The sequence below is a fragment of the Sporosarcina sp. PTS2304 genome, assembly GCF_003351785.1.
Classification (GTDB): domain Bacteria; phylum Bacillota; class Bacilli; order Bacillales_A; family Planococcaceae; genus Sporosarcina.
On sequence record NZ_CP031230.1, the window covers coordinates 632,804 to 651,098 of the forward strand.

The 18,295-nt window shown below is 39.6% G+C and carries 16 protein-coding genes; all 16 read left to right on the plus strand.

All coding sequences use genetic code 11. From position 1 onward, the window contains the following. Window positions 1-42 precede the first annotated feature (42 nt). The 16 genes from DV702_RS02835 (at window position 43) to DV702_RS02910 (ending at window position 18,269) form a co-directional block, all read left to right on the plus strand. A complete protein-coding gene (locus tag DV702_RS02835; protein ID WP_114923369.1) occupies window positions 43-321 on the plus strand; it encodes a YlmC/YmxH family sporulation protein in 279 nt (92 codons plus the stop codon). After that, window positions 314-1,114: a hypothetical protein gene (locus DV702_RS02840; RefSeq protein WP_114923370.1), complete on the plus strand. Its 801-nt coding sequence runs from the start codon at window positions 314-316 to the stop codon at window positions 1,112-1,114. Before DV702_RS02835 ends, DV702_RS02840 begins: the two co-directional genes overlap by 8 nt. Then, window positions 1,087-1,677 carry a dipicolinate synthase subunit B gene (locus tag DV702_RS02845; protein WP_114923371.1) on the plus strand — a complete coding sequence of 197 codons (591 nt, stop codon included), beginning with the start codon at window positions 1,087-1,089 and terminating at the stop codon, window positions 1,675-1,677. The genes DV702_RS02840 and DV702_RS02845 overlap by 28 nt, the downstream gene beginning before the upstream one ends. Before the next feature lie 117 nt (window positions 1,678-1,794). Further along, entirely contained in the window at window positions 1,795-2,820 is a 1,026-nt protein-coding gene (gene asd, locus DV702_RS02850; protein ID WP_114923372.1) for an aspartate-semialdehyde dehydrogenase, read from the plus strand. A 30-nt stretch (window positions 2,821-2,850) separates the two neighbouring features. Next, entirely contained in the window at window positions 2,851-3,729 is an 879-nt protein-coding gene (gene dapA, locus DV702_RS02855; protein ID WP_114923373.1) for a 4-hydroxy-tetrahydrodipicolinate synthase, read from the plus strand. A gap of 135 nt (window positions 3,730-3,864) precedes the next feature. Continuing rightward, window positions 3,865-5,532 carry a ribonuclease J gene (locus DV702_RS02860; RefSeq protein ID WP_114923374.1) on the plus strand — a complete coding sequence of 556 codons (1,668 nt, stop codon included), beginning with the start codon at window positions 3,865-3,867 and terminating at the stop codon, window positions 5,530-5,532. A 79-nt stretch (window positions 5,533-5,611) separates the two neighbouring features. Beyond that, window positions 5,612-7,987, plus strand: a complete 2,376-nt coding sequence (locus DV702_RS02865) for a DNA translocase FtsK (protein ID WP_114923375.1) — start codon at window positions 5,612-5,614, stop codon at window positions 7,985-7,987. Between the two features lie 132 nt (window positions 7,988-8,119). Beyond that, window positions 8,120-8,845 (plus strand): GntR family transcriptional regulator, encoded by a 726-nt coding sequence (locus DV702_RS02870; RefSeq protein WP_114923376.1) that lies wholly within the window; start codon window positions 8,120-8,122, stop codon window positions 8,843-8,845. A 54-nt stretch (window positions 8,846-8,899) separates the two neighbouring features. Continuing rightward, window positions 8,900-9,988: a BMP family lipoprotein gene (locus DV702_RS02875; protein WP_114923377.1), complete on the plus strand. Its 1,089-nt coding sequence runs from the start codon at window positions 8,900-8,902 to the stop codon at window positions 9,986-9,988. Window positions 9,989-10,281: 293 nt separating this feature from the next. Continuing rightward, a complete protein-coding gene (locus tag DV702_RS02880; RefSeq protein ID WP_114923378.1) occupies window positions 10,282-11,850 on the plus strand; it encodes an ABC transporter ATP-binding protein in 1,569 nt (522 codons plus the stop codon). Beyond that, window positions 11,840-12,889, plus strand: coding sequence for an ABC transporter permease (locus DV702_RS02885; protein ID WP_114925814.1), 1,050 nt, complete (start codon window positions 11,840-11,842; stop codon window positions 12,887-12,889). The genes DV702_RS02880 and DV702_RS02885 overlap by 11 nt, the downstream gene beginning before the upstream one ends. A 1-nt stretch (window position 12,890) precedes the next feature. After that, window positions 12,891-13,844 (plus strand): ABC transporter permease, encoded by a 954-nt coding sequence (locus tag DV702_RS02890; RefSeq protein ID WP_114923379.1) that lies wholly within the window; start codon window positions 12,891-12,893, stop codon window positions 13,842-13,844. Between the two features lie 206 nt (window positions 13,845-14,050). Next, window positions 14,051-15,325 (plus strand): EF-P 5-aminopentanol modification-associated protein YfmF, encoded by a 1,275-nt coding sequence (yfmF, locus tag DV702_RS02895; protein WP_114923380.1) that lies wholly within the window; start codon window positions 14,051-14,053, stop codon window positions 15,323-15,325. Continuing rightward, window positions 15,322-16,614 carry an EF-P 5-aminopentanol modification-associated protein YfmH gene (yfmH, locus tag DV702_RS02900; RefSeq protein WP_114923381.1) on the plus strand — a complete coding sequence of 431 codons (1,293 nt, stop codon included), beginning with the start codon at window positions 15,322-15,324 and terminating at the stop codon, window positions 16,612-16,614. Before yfmF ends, yfmH begins: the two co-directional genes overlap by 4 nt. Next, a complete protein-coding gene (gene ymfI, locus DV702_RS02905) occupies window positions 16,611-17,345 on the plus strand; it encodes an elongation factor P 5-aminopentanone reductase (protein ID WP_114923382.1) in 735 nt (244 codons plus the stop codon). Before yfmH ends, ymfI begins: the two co-directional genes overlap by 4 nt. A 126-nt stretch (window positions 17,346-17,471) precedes the next feature. Then, window positions 17,472-18,269 (plus strand): DUF3388 domain-containing protein, encoded by a 798-nt coding sequence (locus tag DV702_RS02910; RefSeq protein WP_114923383.1) that lies wholly within the window; start codon window positions 17,472-17,474, stop codon window positions 18,267-18,269. The last annotated feature ends 26 nt before the right edge of the window (window positions 18,270-18,295 follow it).

Consider the following 18,295-nt stretch of genomic DNA (forward strand, 5'->3'; position numbering starts at 1 on the left):
TACACATATGATGATAGAGATCATAAGAGAGGGAGGACTTATATGTTGTTATCTGAACTCGCACAAAAGGAGTTAATTCAAGTCGAGGAAGGAATGCGGTATGGATTTTTGGCAGATACGGATCTTCTTTTTAATCACAAAACAGGGGAAATTATTGGATTTGAGATTAGAAAAAAGCTGGGGAAAAATTTGTTCCGTCAAAAAGATCAGGATGTCATTGAGTATATTCCTTGGCATGAGATTGTACTTGTAGGTGAAGATCGTATTCTTTTTGGGAAAACGCATGAATTAGATCGTAAGGATGTGATGGAGTATGACTAAATGGTTAATTATTGGAAGTGATCAACGGTTGCGTTTAGCATCGGATATATTAAACACGCAAGGATACAGTTGTTCATATGTAGCGGAGGACTCATTTAGCGATGAGCTTGAAAAAAGTTTACGAACATCAGCACCTGATCGTATCATTCTCCCGCTTTTGTCTATGACGAACCCTATTCCACCGAAGCTTCTAAAAAAAACAACAGTGCTATATACAGGGCAGACTGCAGCACAATGGATTCATCAGTTAAATGAATTCGGCATACAGCATAAAAGCTACTTGCGAAACGAACAATTTATTTGGAAAAACGCTCAATTGACTGCTGAAGCATTTGTTGACGTATTTTATGAACAAACAAAGAGAACGATTGCAGGGAAACGCTTTTATATAGCGGGTTTTGGCAGGGTAGGAAAAGCACTGGCATTTACTTTAAATAATTTACAAGCGAATGTTACAGTCGCTGCGAGATCGGATGAACAATTAGCTGAAGCAGCTATTCTAGGATATGATACTACCCGCCTAACGGAATATACTACATTTACAGATGGATATGTAGTCAATACTATACCTGCACAGTGGTTAGATCCGAAACGAGCAGGGCGCATATTTGATGTAGCTTCAGCACCGGGTTGCCTAAAGCCTTCCACAACTTCTGAATACTATACGATACACCTCAAATTGCCCGGGATACATTTTCCTGTGGATGCGGCGACAGTTGTAGTAGACGCCGTTTTGAGAATGGATTCAGAAGAAAGGGGAGCTAGATGCTTGAAGGAAAACGAATCGGATTAGGTATTACGGCTTCACATTGCACATATGACCAATTGCTTCCAATGATTGATTCTTTGCAAAAGGTAGGGGCGTCAGTCGTTCCGATTATTACTCATTCTGTACTTCACGCCGCAACGCGTTTTGGTACAGGGGAAGAATGGATCGAACGTATAGAGAAAGCTACAGGTGAAAAAGTGATATCCAGTATTAGGGAAGCTGAACCATTTGGTCCAACCAATCCATTAGACTGTATGATTATTTCTCCGCTTACTGGGAATTCCATGAGCAGATTTGCTAATGCCGCTACAGATTCACCTGTATTAATGGCTGCAAAAGCGACATTGCGCAACGGAAAACCTGTAGTGCTCGGTGTATCAACAAACGATGCGTTAGGTTTGAATGCAGCGAATTTAGTGAAGTTATTAAACATGAAACATGTCTATTTTATTCCGTTTGGTCAAGATGATTGTTTGAAAAAACCAAACTCTTTAATAGCTGATTTTTCACTCCTGCCAGCTACTACTATTGCTGCTATAAACGGCAAGCAGTTACAACCACTCTTAATAATGCATAAAGATGCATGAAAATAGATTTTTAAATTTCGCAAAATATGTTATAATTCGTTCAATAACAATTAACGAGATGCAGTTATTTAAAGATAACTTAGTATAGACTTGTTAATAATTGAAAGGAAGATCAAGATGAAGAATGTAAATGTTGCAATTGTCGGAGCCACAGGAGCTGTCGGGACGAAAATACTTGAGAAATTAGTAGAGCGTAAATTTCCAGCACAATCTATCAAGTTACTAGCGTCCAAACGTTCAGCTGGCAACGAGATTAAAGCTTTCGGGGAAACATATATTGTACAAGAAACGACACCTGAAGCTTTTGAAGGAGTCGACATTGCATTCTTTAGTGCAGGCGGAAGTATTTCTGAAATGTTTGCACACGAAGCAGTGAAAAGAGGAGCCGTAGTTATTGACAATACAAGTGCTTTCCGTATGGATCCGAACATCCCACTTGTCGTACCTGAAGTAAATCCAGATGTATTGAAAAATCACTCTGGAATTATTGCTAACCCGAACTGTTCGACAATTCAAATGGTGGCGGCACTAAAGCCGATCAAAGATCAATACGGTCTAAGCAGATTAATCGTTTCTACTTATCAAGCCGTTTCAGGCGCAGGAGTAGAAGCTATAGATGAATTAGCTGAGCAAAGTAAGCAGTTCGATGACAGAAGTGACATTGAAGCGGAAGTACTTCCATCTGCAGGTGCGAAGCGTCATTATCCGATCGCTTTCAATGCGATTCCGCAAATTGATTCATTCGACGAATCTGGCTATACATTGGAAGAGTTGAAAATGATCAATGAAACGAAAAAAATATTTAATGATTATGATATGTCAGTAGCTGCAACGTGCGTCAGATTGCCTGTTGTATCTGGTCACTCTGAATCAGTGTATATTGAAATCGACCAAGAAGATGTAACAACAAAAGATATTCAAGCACTGTTGCAAAATGCTCCTGGAATTGTTTTGCAAGACGATCCATCTGCACAACTATACCCAATGCCGCTATACGCTGAAGGGAAAGACGAAGTGTTTGTTGGAAGAATTCGTAAAGATTTAAATCATCCGAACGGCTTCCATTTGTGGATAGTATCAGATAATTTACTAAAAGGGGCTGCATTAAACTCCGTGCAGATTGCAGAAGCACTCGTTAAGTGAACAGGTACGAGTGAGAGATTATGAAAAGGGATGATCAATGTGAAGCTTGGAAATATAGGCACGGCAATGGTCACTCCTTTTTCTCCAACTGGTGGAATCGATTTTGAAAAAACGTCCGTATTGCTTGAGCATTTAATCGCAAATGGGACGGATTCTGTAATAGTCAGCGGGACAACGGGCGAATCCCCGACGCTTACTAGAGTGGAGAAAAAAGAGTTATTGGACTTTGTAATAAAAGTAGTAAATAAGCGGATTCCGGTAATTGCTGGAACTGGAACAAATGATACAGCTGAATCGATCGAATTAACAAAAATGGCTGAATCGTCTGGTGCTGATGGAATTATGCTAGTAACCCCTTATTATAATAAGCCCGATCAACAAGGCATGTATGCCCATTTCTCTGCAATTGCCAATGCAACGTCTTTACCTGTCTTACTATATAATATCCCTGGTAGATCGATCGTGAATTTACTGCCCGAAACAGTGATTCAATTGTCTAAAATACCTAATATAAAAGCAGTCAAAGAAGCAAGTGGCAATCTAGAACAAATGGCTGAAATCATCGATGGCGCAGCAGATGATTTTCAATTATACAGCGGGGATGACGGTTTGACACTGCCGGTACTTTCCATTGGCGGAAGAGGAATTATTTCGGTATCATCACATGTTGTAGGCAATGAAATGCAACAAATGATCCAGGCGTTTCAAAATGGACAAACAAAAAAAGCAGCACAAATCCATCGAGCACTACTACCTGTTTTTAACGCATTATTTTCATCACCTAATCCGGTGCCAGTGAAATATGCGCTTGAAAAGCTAGGTATATCAACAGGTGGTGTGCGTTTACCGTTAGTTGAACTGGACGAAGAGGAAGTTGCAAATATTGAAAAAGTACTGGAAAAAATTTAAAAATAGAGCAATTATTGCAGAATAAAGTGAAGCCGGATGAACAATCCGGCTTTTTTTGTTTGTACAGAGCACCTACTATCTCGTATAATGGGTTTTAGTCGTTGTGAACGGGAATAGAATATAGGAGGAAACAAATTGACTAAAATACAAAATGAACAAATTAAAGTGATTCCATTAGGTGGAGTCGGAGAAGTTGGTAAGGCAATGTACGTTGTAGAAATAGATGACGAAATGTTCGTCATGGATTCAGGGTTAATGTTTCCTGAAACTGAAATGCTAGGAATTGATTTTGTAATTCCTGATATGACGTACTTAGAAGAAAATAAAGATCGTATTAAAGGAATTTTCTTAACGCATGGTCATGAGGATGCAATTGGTTCCATTGCTTACTTGCTTCAGAAAGTACAAGCACCTGTATATGGAACGAAATTGACACTTGCTCTTGCAAAAGAACATTTGAAAAAAATGCCTGCTCCGTCGAATGTGCGTTTCTTTGAAGTGACCAATCGCAGCCGCATGAATTTCAAACGTACACATGTAACATTTTTTAACACAACGCATAGTATCCCGGACACGCTAGGAATCGTCTTCCATACAAGTGAAGGTGCGATTGTCAATACAGGTGAGTTTAAATTTGACCAAGCCGCTAAAGGGAAATATCGTCCAGACATTGGGAAAATGGCGAACATAGGTGAAGAAGGCGTCTTTATTTTGATGTCAGATTCTACAGAAGCAGAGCGTCCAGGTCATACAACATCGGAGTCGGTAATTGAAAAACGTTTATCGAAGACATTCCACGAAGCACAAGGAAGAATTTTAGTAGCACTTTACGCTTCGAACTTTATCCGAATTCAACAAGTACTCGATCAAGCTGCAGCGAAGGGTAAAAAAGTTGCGGTCATAGGTAAAAGTTTAGAGAGCTACTTTGAAGTTGGTCTACGATTAGGTTATTTACAAGTAGAAGAAGACATTGTGATTCCGGTAAAAGAAATGGATAAATACGACGATCAAGACATCGTCATCATCATAACGGGTAATCAGGGTGAACCTTTAGAAGCTTTAGAGAAAATTGTTCGTAAGCACCATAGAGAGATCAACATAAAAGCAACAGATACAGTACTAATCACTTTCACTCCGTCACCAGTAATGGAAATTTCCATGTATCAAATGATGAATGAATTGGCTAAAGCTGGAGCAAAAGTACTGACATCTTCACGTAATGTACACGTGTCTAGTCACGGCTCACAAGAAGATTTAAAGATGATGTTGAATTTAATGCAACCAAAATACTTTATTCCAATTCAAGGGGAATACCGTATGCTCATTGCACACTCTAAAATAGCACAAGAAGTCGGTATTCCGAAAAACCGCATATTTATCGCGGACAAAGGGGATATCGTTGAATACAAAAACGATAAGTTACGCATGAGCGGAAGAGTGCAAGCGGGTAACGTCTTAATCGATGGAATTGGTGTAGGAGATGTTGGAAATATCGTGTTGCGTGACCGTAAACTATTGTCACAGGATGGAATTTTCACCGTGGTCGTAACGTTGAACAGAAAACAAAAGAGAATTGCAGCAGGTCCAGAAGTCGTATCGAGAGGTTTCGTCTATGTACGTGAATCAGAAGAACTTTTTGAAGAAGCAACAAACTTAATCCGCAAGATAGTGGAAAAGTATGTGAATAAAGAGACGTTTGAATGGACAAACATTAAACAAGAGATCCGTGAGACACTGAGTTCTTATTTATATCAGCAAACAAAAAGACGTCCGATGATTATTCCAATCATCATGGAATACTAAGCAGTCGCTTGCAATAAAAAAACTGGATTTCCATGCCATCTTTGGCTGGGAATCTTTTTTTCAGAAAGGGGGTCAGCAGATGGCGCCTAAAAAAAGAACAAAGAAAAAAATACCCGCTAAAAAAAGACAACAACAGAAGAAAAACCAAAGCTCATTGCAACCACTTTGGTTTGAAATTATTGGTGTAGTGTTAATAGGCTTAGCTATCATTATGATTTTTGAATTTGGAGTGATTGGTAAAGGGCTTGCTTCGCTTTCAAGATTTTTATTGGGGAACTGGTATGTAGCCTTACCTTTTATCATCATAGTACAAGCGCTAGTATTTATGATTAAGCGGCAAATAGGCGGCTATAAGCACAGAATCGTATTAGGCTGTCTGTTTGTCTTAGGCAGTATGTTGCTGTTCAGCCACGTGCATCTGTTTCAGACGCTTTATGAAAGCAAAGTGCTCATGTCTAACTCTGCGTTAAAAGAGACATGGAAAGTCCTTGTAACAAGCGGTGGAATGTTCGAACCGACTGGAACACTTGGTGGCGGTATGTTGGGTGCGATATTATTTGCTATGTTTTATTCGTTAGTAGATTCATCGGGAGCGACAGTAGCAGGAATACTATTGTTGCTGATCGGTCTTATTTTACTGACTGGTAAAGCATTGATCCCATATCTAGCTGAAAAAATTCCTATCCTTTTAGAAGATATGAAGAAAAAGTGGATGTCGCGTGAGAAGAAACCTGCAAAGTCATCTGAAGAAAAGCGTAAAGAATCACTGCGCACTACACGTAAACAACAGAAACTGAAGAAAGAGAAAGAAGCACAAACAATTGTCGAACCATCTGAACCGATAAGCGAACCGATTATTTCGAGCTTCACATCAAAAATTGAGCCTACAGTAGCGGAACCGTGGACGGAAGCTGAACAGTTAAGTATTTTTCCTGAAGAGGTAAAACCAAAAGCTAAATCAGAAGTGGTGACAGAAGAAGATAAGGACATATCAGCCGATTATCCAGTAATGGGTGGGGAGCAAGAAAATGAAGCGTATGTATTACCGCCCACACATTTACTAGAACCGCCTATTGCAAGTGATCAATCCGGTGAATATGATTTAATACAAGCGAACGCGAAAAAATTGGAACAAACGTTTCTTAGCTTTGGAGTAAAGGCTCGAGTAACTCAAGTGCATTTAGGGCCAGCTGTTACAAAATATGAAATCTTACCTGATACTGGGGTAAAAGTAAGCCGAATTGTTAGTCTTTCAGACGATATTGCATTGGCTCTTGCAGCTAGTGGAATTCGGATCGAAGCTCCAATCCCTGGTAAGTCAGCTGTAGGAATTGAAGTGCCGAACCACGCGGTCGCGATGGTAAGTTTACGTGAAGTGCTAGAGTCAAAAGAAAATAATCAAGCACAGTCTAAATTACTCGTCTGCCTTGGTCGTGACGTTACGGGTCAAGCGATGTTGACGGAACTTAATAAAATGCCTCACGTTTTAATTGCAGGTGCGACTGGAAGTGGTAAAAGTGTTTGTGTAAACGGCATTATCATGAGTATTATTATGCGTGCGAAACCACATGAAGTAAAAATGATGATGATCGACCCGAAAATGGTAGAGTTAAACGTCTTTAATGGAATTCCTCATTTACTGGCCCCGGTCGTCACAGATCCTAGGAAAGCAGCTCAAGCGTTGCAACGAGTAGTGTCTGAAATGGAACGTAGGTATGAATTGTTTTCTCATACAGGAACACGCAATATTGAAGGCTATAATAATCATATAGAACAGTGGAACGAAGACAATGATGAGAAGCATCCTCGCATGCCTTATATAGTTGTCATTGTAGATGAGTTGGCCGACTTAATGATGGTTGCTTCTAGTGATGTGGAAGATTCTATTACACGTTTAGCTCAAATGGCAAGAGCAGCGGGGATTCACTTGATCATTGCTACTCAACGCCCGAGTGTGGATGTCATCACAGGTATTATTAAGGCAAATATTCCTTCACGGATTGCGTTCGCTGTTTCATCGGCCATTGATTCGCGAACGATTTTAGATGGTAGCGGTGCAGAGAAGTTACTAGGGCGTGGAGACATGCTGTTTTTACCAGCGGGTGCTTCAAAGCCGACACGTGTGCAAGGTGCATTCGTATCGGACGAAGAAGTGGAAGCGGTAGTTGACTTCATTATTGAACAACAAAAAGCGCAATATCAAGAAGAAATGATACCGACTGAAGTGGAACACGTAGCGCCGCATGAAGAAACAGATGATCTTTATGACGAAGTAGTACAAATGGTAGTTGAAATGCAGACAGCTTCTGTTTCTATGATTCAAAGACGTTTTAGAGTAGGATATGCACGAGCGGCACGTATTGTCGATCAATTGGAAGCGCGAGGGGTAGTAGGTCCTCCAGAAGGTAGTAAGCCAAGACAAGTGATGATAGGCAAGTCAGAACTTGAAAGTTAATTAATAATTACTAAAATCAGCAGAACTATACAATTTTATGTATTCTTTATCTAGTTATTTCCTTCTGCATAAGAAGATGATATAGTGAAGATAGGAAGTAATCAGAGGTCTGACTTCTTTGGAGGTGGCTAAATGTTTGTGAAGAAAGATCCGCGGCATTTGTACGTTCAAGTGATTGAACGGCTAAAGCAAGATATCGAATCTGGACAATTTCAACAACATGAGCGTCTTCCTTCAGAAGCTAAGTTGGCAGAAATGCTGGGAGTCAGTCGAGCGACATTACGCGAAGCACTTCGTGTGTTGGAAGAAGAGAAGGTCATCTTCAGAAAACATGGTGTAGGTACGTTTGTGAGTTCGCAACCCATAGTCCTTTCCGGAATCGAGCAACTTTCTAGTATTACGATGATGATCCGTCATGCCAATATGGAGCCTGGAACGATTGTTCAAGACATCTCTCTTATTCCATTGACCAGAGAGTTAGCCACACGTTTTAAAACAGATGAAAAGAAAATTGTCCAAATGAAACGAATTCGAACAGCAAACGGTGAACCGGTAGTGTATTGTATAGATCATATACTAGAAGAGTTTTTACCTGACGGCGTGGATAGCGAGTTAAACTATTCGCTATTTGATACGTTGGAGAAGTCTGGCAAGCTTAGAATTGGACAGGCAGTTGCTGAAATTGAGCCAATCAGTTATCATACCGACGCATTTAAAGCGTTATCATGTGATGCATCACAAGCTTTATTAGCTCTTTTTCAAGAGCATTTCAGCGAAGAAGGAAAAATGGTTTTGTATTCAGAAAATTTTTTCCGAGCAGATAAGTTTAGGTTCCACGTAGTAAGGAAACGGGTATAAGACGTATAGCGTCCTGATTTCATACCAAAACTATCAAAGGGGAGGTCATTTTTGATGACGAAAAGAAAATTCGGCTTAGCAATGTCTTTAGTTCTAGCTGCAGGCACAATGTTGGCGGCATGTGGATCTACAGATAAGGAAAAAGACAACGCGGGGGACAAGCCTGCAGCAGGAAATGACGGAGAGAAAAGTGAATTCTCAATTGCCATGGTAACCGATATTGGTGGAATTGATGATAAGTCATTCAACCAGTCCGCATGGAAAGGTGTTAAAGAATTCGGAGAAGAACAAGGATGGGAAAAAGGTACAGGTGGTTACGATTATCTTCAATCTGCAGGTTCAGCAGATTATACGACGAATTTAAATAACTTAGCTCGTCGCGACTTTAATCTAGTTTTTGGTGTAGGATATTTAATGGAAGATGCAATTTCTGAAATTGCGGCTCAACAAACAGATACTAATTTCGCTATAATTGATGGAGTCGTAGATGCACCGAACGTAGCAAGCGTTTTGTTTAAAGAACAAGAAGGTGGATATCTTGCAGGTGTAGCCGCTGCATTGATGACTAAATCAAATAAAATTGGTTTTGTTGGTGGGCAGGATATTCCCGTAATTGAGCGTTTTGAAGCAGGTTTCATTGAAGGTGTGAAAGCAATAAACCCTGAAATTAAAGTAGATAGTAAATACACAGGGGCATTTGATAAAGCGGAACTTGGTAAAGCCGAAGCAGGTCGCATGTATTCATCTGGCGTAGATATTATTTTCCACGCAGCAGGTGGTACAGGTAACGGTGTCTTCTCTGAAGCGAAAGAGCGTAAACAAGCAGATAAAGATGCATATGTTTGGGTAATCGGAGTAGACTCTGACCAGTACGATGAAGGTAAAGTCGGCGACGCTAATGTTACGCTAACGTCCATGCTAAAACGTGTTGATGTTGCTGTTAAAGATCTGTCTTCTTTGGCAATGGAAGGGAATTTCCCAGGTGGAGAGACAAAAGTATATGGTCTTCATGACGAAGGGGTAGCTCTTGCTGATTCACGTGGTGCAATACCACAAGATGTGCTAGATCAAATTGATGAATTTGCACAAAAGATTGCAGATGGAGAAATCGAAGTACCTGAATTTGTAGAAAAGAAGAAATAAGGGACAAATAAGATAAGGGCCGGTGTGTAATCCGGCCTTTATTTCATTAAAATTTGTAAACTAAAGGTTCCTTGACGTTCGTGCTGGAACTTTTATTTTATTAATTTTATTTTCTTATAAGTGACCTATATAAGTTGAACTAAAGATTTTCAAATCAACAGGTAGTATAGAACCTCCGACTCTTGTGTTCAACTTATAAAGTAAAACGTTGTCGCTCGTAGGTAGTGATAACGCTTACAGAATATTTCCGCTAGATTTTTTAGAAGTCTATTACTGGCAAGGAAGTGATTGAATTGGATTATGTAATTGAAATGTTAGATGTATCAAAAAAATTCGGTACATTTTATGCGAATGACAAGATTACATTACAACTTGAAAAGGGAGAGATTCATGCGTTATTAGGAGAAAATGGCGCAGGTAAATCTACTCTAATGAACGTGCTGTTCGGTTTATACCAACCCGATGGCGGAGAGATTCGTGTGAAAGGAAAGAATGTTGCAATTACCGATCCGAATGTAGCAAATGATTTAGGAATAGGAATGGTACACCAACACTTTATGTTAGTGGAAAATTTAACCGTTACAGAAAATATTATTTTAGGTAGCGAACCGACTAAATCAGGCATGATCAATATTAAAGATTCAGCTAAAAAAGTAGCAGAAATTTCGAAAATGTATGGATTGGACGTTGATCCTTATGCGAAAATTGAAGATATTTCAGTTGGAATGCAACAACGTGTCGAAATTCTGAAAACTCTTTATCGCGGGGCAGATATTTTAATATTTGATGAACCGACTGCTTCATTGACACCACAAGAAATCGAAGAGTTATTAAGTATTATGCGTAAATTAGTAGCTGAAGGAAAGTCTATTATTTTGATTACACACAAACTTCAGGAAATAATGAATGTCTCAGACAAAGTGACAGTCATCCGTAAAGGAAAGGGAATTGGTACAGTTATTACGAAAGAAACCAATCCTGAAGAGCTTGCGACTTTAATGGTTGGGCGCCAAGTAACGTTTAAAACGGAAAAAGGTCCTTCCCATCCAACAGAAGAAGTTTTGAAAATTGAAGATCTTGTTGTGAATGACTATCGAGGGATCGCTAAGTTGAAAGGGTTGAATCTGTCTGTACGACGTGGGGAGATTGTGGGGATTGCCGGTATTGACGGAAACGGTCAATCGGAACTGATCGAAGCGATTACAGGTCTTACAAAAGTTAAGAGTGGAAAAGTATATATTAATTCTGTAGATGTTACGAATAATAAACCTAGAAAAATTACAGAAACAGGAATTGGCCATATCCCACAAGACCGTCATAAGCATGGTCTAGTACTTGATTTTTCAGTTGGTTATAATGCGGCATTACAATCGTATTACCATGAGCCTTTTTCTAAAGGTGGAATCATGAACTATAAAGTGGTAAATGAGCAAGCGAATAATCTTATTAAGGAATTCGATGTACGGACTCAAGGTGTACATGAATTAGCAAGAGCTTTATCTGGTGGGAATCAGCAGAAGTTAATTATCGGTCGTGAAGTGATGCGAAACCCAGATTTATTGATTGCTGCTTTGCCGACACGAGGTTTAGACGTAGGGGCTATTGAATTTATTCATAAACGTTTAATCGAGCAACGAGATAGTGGAAAAGCCGTTCTCCTTATTACATTTGAATTAGACGAAGTAATGAATGTTTCCGATCGGATATCGGTAATTTATGATGGAGCGATTGTAGGAACTGTTATACCTCAGGAAACTACTGAGCAAGCATTAGGGTTAATGATGGCAGGTCATTCTAAACAAGAAGCCGAAAAAGAACAGGCTGTCGTAGGGAAAGATGGTGATGAACATCATGTCGAATAAATTGATAAACATCCTAGTACCCATTATTTCTATCATTTTAGGATTGCTAGTAGGCGCGGTGGTCATGCTCATCAGTGGCTATAATCCTGTTATAGGATATACCGCTCTATGGAATGGTATCTTCGGAGATTCTTATGTAATCGGGGAAACTATACGACAAATCAGTCCATATATTTTAGCTGGTTTAGCGGTTGCATTTGCATTTCGCACCGGACTTTTCAATATTGGAGTGGAAGGGCAGTTAATCGTCGGTTGGTTCGCAGCGGCATACGTCGGTATGGCATTTGAATTACCTAAAATTATTCATTTACCACTTGCGCTACTAGCTGCAGCTGTCGCGGGGGCGTTATGGGGACTTATACCAGGTATTCTAAAAGCAAGACTACATGTACATGAAGTTATCGTCACGATTATGATGAACTATATTGCACTTCATGTAGTCAATGCATTGATTAAAACTATTTCAGGTGGAGGCTTTAAGTTGGATCGAATTCATCCGTCAGCTTCTCTGCGTTCTGAATTTTTATCCAATTTAACAGATTTTTCCACATTGCATTACGGAATATTTGTTGCGTTGGCAATGGTAGTCGTTATGTGGTTTATTTTAGAAAAAACAAAAACTGGCTTTGAGCTGAAGTCCGTTGGTTTTAATGACAACGCCTCACAATATGCTGGGATGAGTGTCAATAAAAATATCATTATGGCAATGGTTATTTCAGGGGCATTCGCTGGTCTCGGTGGGGCAATGGAAGCTCTAGGTACATTCGGTAATATGTCTTCTATGGGAGGCTTTACTGGAATTGGTTTTGATGGAATTGCGGTTGCCTTATTAGGAGCTAACACACCACTTGGAGTTATTTTCGGTGCAACATTATTCGGATCATTAAAATACGGAGCGAATAATATGCCAAACGCTGCAGGAATTCCAGTAGAGATTGTTTCGATCATTATTGCATTAGTAATTTTCTTCGTTGCCTGCGGATACATTATTCGCGTTGGACTCGTGCGTTTACGCAAAAATAAGAAGGAGGCGAAGTGAGATGTTAGATATTTTATATTTCATCATTCCAATAACGATTGCTTCTGCTGCCCCTCTTATTTTCACAGCAATAGGCGGTGTGTTTTCTGAACGATCAGGTGTCATCAATATCGGTTTAGAAGGACTCATGATCATGGGTGCGTTTATCGGGATTGTATTTAACTTGTTCTTTGCAGATGTGTTAGGGGCATGGACACCTTGGGTTTCATTGCTAGTCGCTATGCTTGTCTCCGCATTATTTGCAACATTGCATGCGGTAGCTTCCATTTCATTTAGAGCAGACCAAGTAGTGTCGGGTGTTGCAATCAATATGCTAGGTTTAGCGATTGCTTTATTCTCTGTGAAAATGATCTTTGGAAAAGGACAAACAGATTTTATTCAGCAGAAGATTCCGCGTTTTAACATCCCGTACTTGGAAGACATTCCAGTAATCGGACCGATGTTCTTTAAGTTAGTATACGGTTCATCCATAATCGCGATTGCAGTTGCGATCATTGCTTGGTTCGTAATTTATAAGACACCGTTCGGTTTGCGCTTACGTTCAGTCGGTGAGCATCCAATGGCTGCAGATACGATGGGGATCAAAGTGACAAAAATTCGGTATATCGCTGTGATCATTTCAGGTGGACTTGCTGGAATCGGTGGTGCGGTATACTCGCAGACGATTACGAATGACTTTGGACATGCTACGATCAACGGACAAGGATTTATGGCGCTTGCAGCGATGATTTTCGGTAAATGGCATCCGCTAGGCGCGATGGGTGCTGCACTATTCTTCGGATTTGCACAGGCCTTGGCAATCAGTTCATCTAGTATTACATTTTTGGCAGGTATACCGTCTGTGTATTTCCACATCTTCCCGTACGTCTTGACGATTTTAGCTTTAGCCGGATTCCTTGGAAAAGCGAATGCACCAAAAGCTATCGGAAAGCCGTATGTAAAAGGAAATCGATAAGTAACTCTGAAAGCTATCTGAATACTATTCAGATAGCTTTCAGACTGTAGACGACGAGTGAAGAAAAACAAAGTGAACAGTTACAACTTATGTAAATAAGGTGCTTGCTTAGTTTTGCTTACAGTGTCATATATTTTCTATTTCATGTAGTAAAATGTATAGTAAGGATAAGATTACATATAATAAGGTAAACGAGAGGTGTTTGTATGTTCAATAAAACAAAATTACAAAATGGCGTGCATTTGTATATACGTAAAACAGAACAATTTAAAACAGTAAATGTAACGATTAAATGGAAAGCACCATTGGATCAAAAGACGGCTTCGGAGCGTACAGTACTCGCAAATGTATTAGAAGAGTCAAACGCAAAGTACCCAACGTTAAGTGAGATGCGGAAAGCACTGGATAACTTATATGGTACCGTTTTGTATACAGACGTCTCTAAACGGAGCGCAGAACATACCGTTTCGTTGTTTGCGGAATGTGTAAATGATGAATTTTTTAAAGGAGAAGATATTTTCAAGCAACTTTGGCAATTAATTCGTGCAGTTGCTTTTGAACCGAACGTAAAAGACGGAGCATTTGATTTGGCGGTAACAGAAAGAGAAAAGCGCAATGTTCGGGATCGAATCCGCTCGATTTATGATGACAAAACTCGATATGCACAAAAGCGCATGCTAGAAATTATGAGTCCGGACCAGCCTGCCTCTATTTCAGCTTATGGTACAGAAGAAGCTGTTGCGTCTATTACGAGTGAAAGTTTGTATGAAACGTATGAACAGATGATGAATCATGATGTTATCGATATTTATGTCGTAGGGGATGTAAATGAAGAAGAGATTATCTCGCAAATTAAAGAGTACCTACCGTTCGTTGCACGTGATGCTAAAGCATTGCCTAGCGTAACAGAAGTCTCTCCGGTCGAAGAAGTTAAAACAGTTAGAGAACAGCAAGACATGAAACAAGGGAAATTGCATTTAGGTTATACAACGCCTATTACATTCCTTCACCCCGATTACAATAAAATGCAAATTATGAATGGCATATTTGGTGGATTTGCCCATAGTAAACTGTTCATGAATGTTAGGGAAAAAGAAAGCATGGCTTATTATGCCAACAGCGCATTTGCCTCACATTACGGAATTGTCTATGTAACAGCCGGAATCGATGCTGACTTAGAAGAAAAAGCCGTGAAACTTATTGAAGAACAGCTGACAGCTTTACAACAAGGAGATATTACAGAAGTAGAATTAGAACAAACCGTAGCGTTATTGGAGAACAGTATCCGAAGCGCTAACGATTCTGCACGCAGTCAAATCGAAATTTACGATCAGTATAAAGAATTAGATGAGAACTTTACAGCAGAAAATCTAATTGAAAAATGGCAATCTGTTACACTTGAAGATGTAAAGGAAATGGCCAATACGGTAAAGCTAGAAGTAGTCTATCTGTTATCTGGCAAGGAGGGGACTTCCAAATGAAAGAAGTAATTTTCGATCAACTGCAAGAAAAGATATATACGGAAACATTGGATAACGGTCTGAAAGTCGTCATTTTACCTAAACGAGGGTATTCTAAAACGTTCGTAACATTTACTACTAAATATGGTTCTATCGACAGAACATTTAAACCGCATGGGAAAGATGAATTTATAACAGTCCCGGACGGCATTGCGCACTTTCTAGAACATAAAATGTTTGAAAAAGAAGACGGTGATGTGTTTCAGAAATTTGGTTTGAATGGGGCATCTGCTAATGCTTATACTACATTCGGAAGAACAGCATATTTGTTTTCAGCAACGAATAAAGTGATGGAAAACACAAAAGTATTGTTGGACTTCGTTCAGCAACCGTATTTTACTAAGCAAACTGTAGATAAAGAAAAGGGAATTATTGCCCAGGAAATTACGATGTATGATGATCAGCCGGATTGGCGTTTGTATTTTGGCACGATAGAAAATTTGTATAAAGAGCATCCGGTGAAAATTGATATTGCGGGTACTGTAGAATCGATACAAGATATTACAGCAGAACATTTATATACATGTTATGAAACGTTCTATCACCCTTCCAATATGTTGTTATTTGTTGTAGGGGCAGTAAACCCAGAAGAAATGATGACATTCATAAAAGAAGATCAAGAGCAAAAATCATTTGATCAACCAGAACCAATTGAACGACAATTTCCAACTGAAACGAAAGCTGCTGATATTCCGGAACGAGTATTAACAATGGATGTTTCCAAGCCGAAATTGAATGTAGGTATGAAATGTACTGCAACTGATCAACAAGGTCAGCAAATGTTGGAAACTGAGCTTTCGGCTAATTTAGTGTTAGATAGCTTATTTGGAAGAACGTCTTCATTCTACGAAAAAGCAAATGCGGAAGGTTTAGTAGATGAATCATTTTCCTATGAATTTTCAATGGAAGAAGGCTACGGGTTTGCGATGGTTGGTTCTGATACGGAAAAACCAGATCAATTAGAAGCATTGATCCGTCAGACGATTAAAGAAGCGAAAGAACAGTGGCCAGTACAAGCTGAAGATTTAGAAAGAATGCGCAGAAAGAAAATCGGTCAATTTATGCGTTCATTGAATTCCATAGAATTTATTGCCAATCAGTTTACACGCTATGAGTTCAATGAAATGAACTTATTTGATGTAGTGCCGACACTTGAAAAATTATCAATGGATAAGTTGAAAGATGCCTTTGCAACGTTTTCCGATGATAGTAGCTATACCATCTTCAAAGTATTGCCGCCAACCGCATGATGACTCAACGGTTTGCGCTTGTACTAGGGGCATCCGGTGGAATAGGTGAAGTGATATCTAACCAACTTGCCGAGGCAGGTTGGTCATTATATTTACATTATCATTCCAATAGTCAACAGGTAACCAATTTACAAAAGGAATTAGCAGCAAAATATCCCCAGCAAGAATTTCGTATTGCACAGGCGGATTTTAGAATGGAGCATGCTGCGGATGAATTGGCGCTAAACGTCCAAAGTGTAGAAGCGATAGTCGTAGCAAATGGGCAGGCGGTAGTGAAATTACTATCTGAAACAACTGCAATAGAGATGGCGGAATTATGGCAAGTACATATGCAAAATCCTGCACGTCTCATTGCGTTACTTTCAGCCAAACTACGCAAATGTCCTGTTTCTTATATTCTGTTCATTGGTTCTATTTGGGGGAGTGCAGGCGCTGCAGGAGAAGTGATGTATTCAGCAGTAAAAGGAGCACAGCATGCGTTTGTAAAAGCATACGCTAAAGAAGCTGCCTATTCCGGTATACGCGTAAATGCCATTGCGCCCGGCTGGATCGATACGCGGATGAATCAAGAGTTTTCTTCGGAAGAACGGCAGATGGTAATGGATCAAATTCCTTTATTGTCTGTAGGAACACCACAAGAAATAGCTAATATGGTCGAATTTATGCTTAGTGGAAAAGCGGATTATATGACTGGTGAAATCATTCAAATTAATGGTGGCTGGTATATATAACGTGTTGGGAAAAGGACGGTTCGTTAAGTCCTTTTCTTTTTTTCTTTAATTCACTCGAGCTATCCGCTATTATAGAACTACATACAGACAGTTAACCTGTAAAAAATATGTAGGGGAGTGTGTCGAATGGGAGAATGGTATGTCGAATATGAGATACAAGTGAATCGTCCTGGATTACTAGGAGATATTGCTTCTTTACTCGGAATGTTGCGAGTAGATATTGTAACGATTAACGGCGTGGATGGCAGATACCGCGGTATGCTCGTCCATACGGATCACGATCAGCAAATAAAGCGTTTCGAGTTGATTGCTTCTACGATGGATACCATTGTAATTCATAAAATTAGGGAACCTAAACTACGTGATGTGCTGGCAGTTCGTCACGGACATTATATCCAAAGAGGGACAGATGATCGCCGAACGTTTCAATTTATCCGAAGTGAACTTGGTATATTAGTAGACTTTTTAGCAGAAGTGTTTAAGCAGGATGGTCATAAATTGATCGGTGTCCGTGGTATGCCGCGTGTAGGAAAGACCGAATCAGTCGTTGCAGCTAGCGTATGTGCTAATAAAAAGTGGATATTTTTATCATCAACAATGATTAAACAAACCGTCAGAACGAGTATGATGGGTGATGAGTTTTCAGATGACAACATATTCATATTGGACGGTATCGTTACGCGGAAATCTTCAGATGAACGTCATATGCAATTGGTGCGCGAAATTATGAGTATGCCTACGATTAAAGTGGTAGAGCACCCGGACATGTTCGTTAAACAATCGGAATATACTATTGATGATTTTGATATAATTGTAGAATTGAGAACGGATATAGATCAGGAAATCACGTACGATATTTTAGAGAAAAATGATCAGATGTCTACCCATAATCCGATGGGTGGATTTGATATGTTTAATGGATGAAATCGTATATCTTGAAAGTTTAAAAA

What these genes read in the sequence shown, in the direction of transcription:
- DV702_RS02890 (WP_114923379.1), top strand. Translation starts at nt 12,891, where the DNA reads ATGTTAGATATTTTATATTTCATCATTCCAATAACGATTGCTTCTGCT.
- DV702_RS02835 (WP_114923369.1), top strand. Translation starts at nt 43, where the DNA reads ATGTTGTTATCTGAACTCGCACAAAAGGAGTTAATTCAAGTCGAGGAA.
- dapA (WP_114923373.1), top strand. Translation starts at nt 2,851, where the DNA reads ATGATCAATGTGAAGCTTGGAAATATAGGCACGGCAATGGTCACTCCT.
- DV702_RS02865 (WP_114923375.1), top strand. Translation starts at nt 5,612, where the DNA reads ATGGCGCCTAAAAAAAGAACAAAGAAAAAAATACCCGCTAAAAAAAGA.
- asd (WP_114923372.1), top strand. Translation starts at nt 1,795, where the DNA reads ATGAAGAATGTAAATGTTGCAATTGTCGGAGCCACAGGAGCTGTCGGG.
- DV702_RS02845 (WP_114923371.1), top strand. Translation starts at nt 1,087, where the DNA reads ATGCTTGAAGGAAAACGAATCGGATTAGGTATTACGGCTTCACATTGC.
- DV702_RS02910 (WP_114923383.1), top strand. Translation starts at nt 17,472, where the DNA reads ATGGGAGAATGGTATGTCGAATATGAGATACAAGTGAATCGTCCTGGA.
- yfmF (WP_114923380.1), top strand. Translation starts at nt 14,051, where the DNA reads ATGTTCAATAAAACAAAATTACAAAATGGCGTGCATTTGTATATACGT.
- ymfI (WP_114923382.1), top strand. Translation starts at nt 16,611, where the DNA reads ATGATGACTCAACGGTTTGCGCTTGTACTAGGGGCATCCGGTGGAATA.
- DV702_RS02840 (WP_114923370.1), top strand. Translation starts at nt 314, where the DNA reads ATGACTAAATGGTTAATTATTGGAAGTGATCAACGGTTGCGTTTAGCA.
- DV702_RS02870 (WP_114923376.1), top strand. Translation starts at nt 8,120, where the DNA reads ATGTTTGTGAAGAAAGATCCGCGGCATTTGTACGTTCAAGTGATTGAA.
- DV702_RS02885 (WP_114925814.1), top strand. Translation starts at nt 11,840, where the DNA reads ATGTCGAATAAATTGATAAACATCCTAGTACCCATTATTTCTATCATT.
- yfmH (WP_114923381.1), top strand. Translation starts at nt 15,322, where the DNA reads ATGAAAGAAGTAATTTTCGATCAACTGCAAGAAAAGATATATACGGAA.
- DV702_RS02875 (WP_114923377.1), top strand. Translation starts at nt 8,900, where the DNA reads ATGACGAAAAGAAAATTCGGCTTAGCAATGTCTTTAGTTCTAGCTGCA.